Source organism: Parabacteroides caeci (genome assembly GCF_023656795.1).
In the GTDB taxonomy this organism is placed as follows: domain Bacteria; phylum Bacteroidota; class Bacteroidia; order Bacteroidales; family Tannerellaceae; genus Parabacteroides; species Parabacteroides segnis.
The window spans coordinates 24667-31563 of record NZ_JAMOKT010000073.1; the positions used below are offsets into that span (position 1 = coordinate 24667).

At 37.4% G+C, this 6897-nt stretch carries 4 protein-coding genes; all 4 read right to left on the bottom strand.

Features of this window, described 5'->3' with window-relative positions; translation table 11 throughout:
• Window positions 1–98: 98 nt before the first annotated feature.
• The 4 genes from NBH15_RS24945 to NBH15_RS24960 all read right to left on the bottom strand — a co-directional run bounded on the left by NBH15_RS24945 (window position 99) and on the right by NBH15_RS24960 (window position 6753).
• Window positions 99–1121: a FecR family protein gene (locus NBH15_RS24945; protein ID WP_250823822.1), complete on the bottom strand. Its 1023-nt coding sequence runs from the start codon at window positions 1119–1121 to the stop codon at window positions 99–101.
• A gap of 168 nt (window positions 1122–1289) precedes the next feature.
• Entirely contained in the window at window positions 1290–1943 is a 654-nt protein-coding gene (locus NBH15_RS24950; RefSeq protein WP_122329116.1) for an RNA polymerase sigma factor, read from the bottom strand.
• 551 nt (window positions 1944–2494) lie between these two features.
• Entirely contained in the window at window positions 2495–3667 is a 1173-nt protein-coding gene (locus tag NBH15_RS24955; RefSeq protein WP_250823823.1) for a glycosyltransferase WbsX family protein, read from the bottom strand.
• A 29-nt stretch (window positions 3668–3696) separates the two neighbouring features.
• Window positions 3697–6753: a glycosyl hydrolase gene (locus NBH15_RS24960; RefSeq protein WP_250823824.1), complete on the bottom strand. Its 3057-nt coding sequence runs from the start codon at window positions 6751–6753 to the stop codon at window positions 3697–3699.
• Window positions 6754–6897: the final 144 nt, after the last annotated feature.

Below are 6897 nucleotides of genomic sequence, written 5' to 3' on the forward strand. Positions count from 1 at the left end.
TTTCCAGATCGGGTAATACGGCTAATATTATCCGATCTTTTTTGTTTTTCAATTCGATATACCCATAGGCTGTCTTATTTAATTAATAATTTTATTTGTCATTTCAATGATAAATGGAAACCACCCGAACTGTCACAAACAGATTTCACAGAAACCGACTCTTCAATAACATCAAGTACAGAATTTATATCCCCCAGCAAATCAAGCTTACCGGAAATAGGAATATCCGCAACCTGTTCGTCATATCTGATATTTACTCCATAATATCGTGCGACACGATTTAAAACATCTCCCGTACGGTCATTCTTCAAGTACATCAAGTTGTCTTTCCAACATATATATTTAAAAACATTAACTTTCTCTGTCGATGTTTTTCCATCTGTAATACTGACCCGCTGATCCGGTGACATCATAACCTTTTCTTTAGTGTCTGTCTCCACTTCAACACATCCCTTCACCAATACCACCGATGCCGATTTATCTTCTTTATATGCGGTGACATTAAATACGGTTCCCAATACTTTCACATCAAATCTTCCTGTTTTCACAATGAAAGGACGTTTTGGATCGCGTGCCACATCAAGATAAACCTCACCCTCCACAGCTATCTCCCTCCTTTTCTTATCGAATACGGCAGGGTATATGACATGGCTGCCTGCATTCACATATATCTTGGTTCCGTCTTCAAAAGTAATGTTCATACGTCTTCCTTTGGGAACAATGATATGGTTCAGTTCTTTTTCATTTTTAGCGGCATCGACATTCCTCACAGACTGAACTTGCTGTTTATTAATAGAAACTTTCCCATTCGAATCATAGTTAAGAACAGACTCATCCTCCAACTTCAAATGATTACTGGAAGTAATCAAAGAAATTTCCGTCGTACTGTCTGCCAGCATGCTACTTTCATGTAATGCAGCAACCAGAGAAGATTCGGAAGGTATAAGATATAATGTAGAGAAAACGGCAGCTCCTAAAACCAGCATAGCAGCCACAGAAGTCCACACAAGACGGTATCTCGTTTTCTTTATTTTCTCCTGTTCTGACGCCTGTAGTATTTGTTCTACAGCATTCCACGAGTCATCTATTTCTTTCCGGCTGACCTGCTCTATTTTCTTCATCAAGCCGACCGACCGTCTGGCCTTTCTGAAAAAATAATTATTTGATATGTTATCTTTCCTATACACGTTTCTATTATATTTACACTATTAAAACGATAGGATAGAGAGATCGTACTCAACGAAAATAAGAAATTATCACTTTTGCGAAAAAAAGTTTTTCAGGGAAGTTTACTTGGCTAGTTCGACATGAAACCATTTGAAATTTTCAGCCAGATGAGAAAAAACATCCAGTTCCTCTTCTTTACAGTCTGCCTGACCTTTATAATCTTTCAGTTTAATGAAAAACAACTCTTTCAGTTTTAACAAAGAGCGGCAAAGCAAATTCTTACTCGACTGGTAGTTTATATTCAGAATATCAGCAATGTCTGAATGACTGGCACCTAACATATAATAAAGGTAAAGAATTTCCTGCTGACGTGGTGAAAGTTCAAGAAAAGCTAACCGCATAATTATAAAATCATCAGACGACTCATCTTCCGGAGGATAAGGAATCAGGCTCTTATCGAAAGATAAAAGATCATCTATGCAAGGAAGAAACATATCTGAACGGGAATTTTCATATTTCAGGTCATCATAAAGTCTGTTGCGAAAAGCCAGAAGCAGGTAGCCTTTAACAGATTGGGTGGCAGATAATTTATGATAATTCTGTATTAACTTGGCAAAAAAGTTCTGGATGCAGTCTTTTACAAGTTCTTTATTTGCACAAAATTTACATCCATAGTTATATAATAGAGGATAGTATCGCCTGTACAACTCAGCAAAAGCCTTCCGGTCTCCATTCAGACAGGAATCCCATATTTTTATATCTGATAGCTGAGTCATAATTAAATTAGATTATTATAAGAAACAAATGTAGGTATTTATTTCCGAACCAATATTTCAAAATAATTACAAAATTAATTATTTCTACACATATAACATGACAAATCTTTTATCAAATTGTCAGACTGATGCTTCTCCTCCTTCTTATAATTATCATATTAAACATAAATCACATCAAATTTCCAGACAAAATTCTAGTTCACTCAAAAGCTTATTTGTTAAATTACACCAATTTCAAACCCGGATGCATCTTTTTAATGCCTTTACTCATCTTCTTTTCATACAAATACAAAAAAATCTGTCAGGCCGATAGGGGTTTTTGAAATATTTCTGTCTTACAGGTGAAATTTAAAAGAAAAAAGAAATGAAATACATACTATTCATTACTATGGATCTGGCAGTATATCCTTTTCTGCTACTATTTTATATAGTAAAATGCATCTTTGATAAGATACAACCTGCTCACTGATTTCCAACACAAACAAAAATCAGCCCAAAGGGACATTTTAATATCCTTTTGAGCTGAATTATATGATTAGGATCGGGAAGTCTTATTTAAAAACCTTTTTTACCGCTTCTAAAAATCCATATTTAAATTCAGTATCCGGCTCCAGATAACTTCCTTCTCCCCATTCGTTCCAGGCATTGATCGTTACTAAAGGAGTCTGATCAGGATGTTTGTCTACAAACTCTTTTGCTTTATACAGGAATTTCTCGAATTTTTGAGGTGTAACATTTGATACAGCTGGTTGTGGACCACCAGGGAAACGAGGATTATTGTCCCAATCGATAGAAACATGCGGAAAATAAGGAATAGAGAAACTTTCACTAAATTCTTTATATTTAGAAATAGCTTTTTCTCCCCACGAAGCATAATCCTGATTAATCGAAACAAAATGAACCCATTGGTAATTTGTCAAACTATTAAAGCCTAAATATTTGACTGTATTATCCTGAGTGTCCAACTTATCTCCCGGAACTCCTGATAATGTCGCAGGAAGAGCATGCCACAAAATAGCCTGCAAATGAACACCTTTCAAGCCAGCTTTCACACATTTTTTTCTAAAATGATCTAAGGCTTTCTTAGCCTCTTCCATGCCCCCCAAACCATTAATGAATGTACTCAATTCATAAATGGCAAACACAGGCATTCCATCTATTCTATAATAATTAGGTTTCATAAAATAGTCTTTGATAACATGGTCGGTAAAACGATCGAAAATATCAAAATCCACTTCTCCTTTCCAGAACACTTTACTTTTATCCGGTTCATTCGGATCTAAATAACCGGTTTGCGTATGATTAGCCCACATCAAATAAAACTTCATTTTTTCATTATTCCGGGCTTTCAGGAAACCTTCGTTCAAAACTCTTTCCAAAAATGGTTTATCATCATACCAATACCAGTCAAAGATAAACGTATTAACACCATATTCCAAAGCTGTATCAATCTTTTTCTCCTGAACCTTCGGATCTGCCTCGTCCAAATATCCCCATAAAGGAACTCTGGGTTGCCGATGTCCTTCAAACTTCGGTTTAGCTTTATAAATGGCCTCCCATTCACCCTTTCCTTCCGGAAAAATATTAATCTCTTTAAAACGAGGATCATCATGGTAAGCCGGCCAAATATAAGCTGCGACGTCATACTGTTGCTTTTTCCCTTCTCCAAATGCAAAAATTGAGCAACATAAAAACACAAATAATAAACACAATCGATTTTTCATATTCTCTACTTTTTTAATAATACATTTACTTATAAAATCTCTTTTACAACTTCTAAAATTCTCACAGGTCCCAGCAAACCTGATTTTAATAATGGTGATGCTGTGTTATAAGGTTGATAAGTAGTATTGGTATACTGTTCCCGTACACCTTTATCAGACAACATCTTATCACCTACCAGTCTATTAACCCAGGGATTAACAACTTCTATTTTTAATTGATTTTCTCCTGACTTAATATACTTACTAATATCAAGTTGCCACGGATATGTCCAGGCTGTTCCGACCTCTTCCCCATTAAGCCAAACTTTAGCCATGACATTGACCTCTCCCAAATCAAGATAAAATTGTTTATCAGAAGTTTTTTTCATATCAAATGTTTGACAATATATACCAATACCGGAATAATACTTAATACTATCATTTTCATTTGTACTCCAGTCTGTCAATTTTTCAAACACAACCTTTTCCGGACCACCCATACTCGGTTCAAATGAAACAGACCATGGCTTATCAAGAACTTGAACTGTAGTAAATGAGGGGAAATTATCTTTCCCAGAAGAGGGTTCACCGTCTTTACGGAATACTACAAAAAAGCTCTGATCCGTATCAAACTGCATTGGAACGATCGTTTGGCCATTGTCTGTTGAGAAAGATTTAAGTTCCCTGATTTCACCTGTTAAAGCATCCCATAACTCCGGAATTCTATTATCTACACGAAAAATACAGTCCGTATGAACCGGCTTTCCGGAACGATTGGAAACGAAATAGATATCACATTCGTTCACTGTACGATGTGTATATCGTAAACATCCGTTAGAGATAAAATCTTCCGGAATATTCATTTCTGAAAGTAAACCAGCTATACAGTCATAAGCCGGATAAGAATTATCCTGATTCTTTATAAGATCTTGCCCCCAGATAACCTGTCCTTTTCCAACCATTCGTTTTCCTACTGTTGTGGGCATTCCCTCTTTCCCCCAAATATCTTCTACTAATGTTTTCACCTCATTATCGCACTGAGGATAATTTTGTAAACTAGGAGACTTTTCCGGGGGGATGCCTACAATTGTAGCTCCGTCCATTATCAACTCTTTTATTTTTTTGAGCATCTCCGGCGTCATTGTCTCCCAATTGGGTAATACCAGCAGACGATACTCAGCTCCGCCAGGAAATACAATCTGACCGTTTTTCACTGTAGCTTTATACAAAAGACTGGGTGGACATGCATCAAAAGCATATCCCTTCTTATCCGGGAGGATATTTATATCCTGATTTTCTGATGCCGGTCTTCTTTCAAAAGTCTCATTCGCATGAATATAAAGCACATCATACGCAGAATCTGGTTTACTATAAGCGGAAGTCGGTGCTTTAAAAACATGGGGATTTCCTTCCGGACAGAGATAAAGAATATCTGAAACGGTACGCCCCTGTTGTAATAAAAATTGAGAACGGGAAAGATAGTCATGATAAGCTTTACTCATCTCCCACCAGGTTTGATTACGATTCCATTGAACTCCAATACCTCCCATTGTCATACCCGGCTTTACACTATCAGGAAAACATTGATGCACAAATGTATGGAACATCAGCCGGTTAACCCCCGCCGCTAAAGCCCAATCTGTTTGGTTCTTCAACAAACCGGGATATAAATCCCAACCATCACTAAGGGCAGTAAAGCTCTCGGCCGGAACTACGGGCTGAGCTTTAAGATGTGCAACGGAAGTCGCCTCTGTCAAACTAAAAGTCGCATTAAATCCAAATCCGGCTCTCCAGAACTCACACATAGGAACATCCGCAGCAGCAAGTTCCAGATCAGCTACCGGAGTCATATCATAAGGTTCTATCGAAAGTTCCAGCCCATGTTCATGAGCATATTCTCTAATATATCCGATATGGTTTTCCAATATCAGTTCTTGTATTGTTTTACGCAAATCCCACAAGAATCTTTCAGTTAATTCACGACTTCCTACAATAAAGCCTGTATAAGCCGGATAAAAAGGTTGCGGATCATATTTTCTTCGTTGTTTGAATTCTTCACGAAACTTAGATGTCCAGTTCTGCGATCCCATCTCCCAACTATCAAAATGAAGCATAGCCAAACCTCCATAAGGAGACTGCGGTGTTCTTTTTTGGAAACCTGCATAACGGAAGATTTCTCCTACAAAATTATTCAAATGATGAGAGATTGCTGTCGTATCCATTTTATCCGTTTCAAAACCTAATCCCGGTAACGGAGCTGGACTTGTAACAGCACCGGTATTACGCACTCCAAATCTCATTATAGTCCATTTCCCTGCCGGAAGTTTTCCTTCAACAGAACCATCTGCTCTCAGTCTGGAGGTAAGATCTATAATGTCTACAGGATTTACAACTGAACCTTCCGCTGTCGGGTAAGATGCGGATGTAGATAAAAATTGTTTTACTCCAAACATGGAACTATAAGGATGTCTGCCATAAAGAGACTTTTCATCTGCATCACCAATCGTTTCATTTCCTTCCGGTGTAGGAAATGCCAAAACTGCTACATCTTCATAAAAATCCTCCCAATCTTTCCTTTGGTCCGGTGTAAACACAAAATCACCATAAAAACGTCTTCTTGCAACAGGCTTGGGAAGAACCACATTTGTTATATCAGATCCTTCCACTATAACTGTACTGGCAACCAAATGCTGCATAGCTTCTTCTATTTTCACCCATGGTCCACCAGTTCCTGCCCATCCCGGCCCAGTAGCAATAGATAAACGTACCCCTAACCTTTCACTCTCTGAAACCATATGTTTAAATATGTCCATCCATTCCGGACTGAGCATATCTACTTTTCCACGAGGAACTCCGGCATTTACTTCTAGAAAAATTGCATGCGAAATCCCCACCCGGGCCATTGATTCCAAATCTTTCGTTATCCCTTCTTTCGAAAGGTTCCCATCCATAAAATACCAATAAACTCCCGGATTTGCACTTTTGGGAGGTGATTTAAATCCTTCTTCTAATGCATCTCCGGTAGATCTTACACTAGAATCACATTGTACATTAACGCACGCAAGAATAAGCAGAACAATAAATCCTGCCCAATATTTAATTTTCATTCGATAATTCATTTATTAATTAGAATCATTACTGTCCCGTAAAAGTGGATAAATAGTTCTTTGAAATAATTGAAATATAGTCTATTAGATACTACTTTTTAGGCGCGACGATTTGAAATCATACCTTTGAGGTCAATTAAGGTG

What these genes read in the sequence shown, in the direction of transcription:
- NBH15_RS24960 (WP_250823824.1), bottom strand. Translation starts at nt 6,753, where the DNA reads ATGAAAATTAAATATTGGGCAGGATTTATTGTTCTGCTTATTCTTGCG.
- NBH15_RS24945 (WP_250823822.1), bottom strand. Translation starts at nt 1,121, where the DNA reads ATGAAGAAAATAGAGCAGGTCAGCCGGAAAGAAATAGATGACTCGTGG.
- NBH15_RS24950 (WP_122329116.1), bottom strand. Translation starts at nt 1,943, where the DNA reads ATGACTCAGCTATCAGATATAAAAATATGGGATTCCTGTCTGAATGGA.
- NBH15_RS24955 (WP_250823823.1), bottom strand. Translation starts at nt 3,667, where the DNA reads ATGAAAAATCGATTGTGTTTATTATTTGTGTTTTTATGTTGCTCAATT.